The following is a 728-nucleotide window of genomic DNA, read 5'->3' as shown; positions in this document are numbered from 1 at the left end:
TGGCGGGATCTGCCGGAGCGGTTCGGGCCGTGGGAGACCGTCTACAAACGCCATCGACGCTGGTCAGCTGATGGGACATGGACGATGCTGCTGTCCCGTATCCAGGCCGCCGAGGACGCTGTGGGCCGGGTCGGCTGGGACGTGTCGGTGGACTCGACTGTCGTGCGGGCCCACCAGCACGCCGCCGGCGCGAGGAAGGCGCCGGCGGCCGCTGGTCCTCAAAAGGGGCACGTTCGGGGGACGAACCCGGTCGATCCGGTGTCGCGGAAACTAGTGGTCCGGCTCGAGGGAGTGGTCAGGTCGGCGAGTGCCTGGGACGCTCCCGCGGCGGATTCACCACCAAGATCCACCTCGCCGCGGACGGGCGGTGCAGGCCTCTCGCCCTCGTCCTGACACCGGGACACTACGGTGACGGGCCGAGCGGGTCCTGGAGCAGGTCGCCGTGCCCCGTATCGGAGTCGGAAGGCCCCGTACCCGGCCCGACCATGTCCTGGCCGACAAGGCCTACACATCCCGGAAGAACCGCCGCTACCTGCGACGACGCGGAATCCGCCACACCATCCCCGAACGCCTCGACCAGCAAAGACACCGCAAGAACCGCGGTTCACGCGGTGGCCGGCCCACCGGCTTCGACAGTGAGCGATACAAGAAACGCAACACCGTCGAACGAACCATCAACCGCCTCAAGGGCTTCCGCGCCGTCGCCACCCGCTACGAGAAACGCGCCC

Annotated in this window: 1 pseudogene; it reads left to right on the top strand. The window is 68.8% G+C overall.

Going from position 1 to position 728, the window contains the following annotated elements:
• Positions 1 to 728, top strand: a pseudogene (locus IE267_RS40040) (IS5 family transposase); the annotation flags it as partial.

This window comes from Streptomyces xanthochromogenes, assembly GCF_014650455.1.
Classification (GTDB): Bacteria; Actinomycetota; Actinomycetes; order Streptomycetales; family Streptomycetaceae; genus Streptomyces; species Streptomyces xanthochromogenes.
The sequence above is the reverse complement of the archived record's forward strand: the minus strand, read 5'-3'. Positions and strand labels throughout refer to the sequence as shown.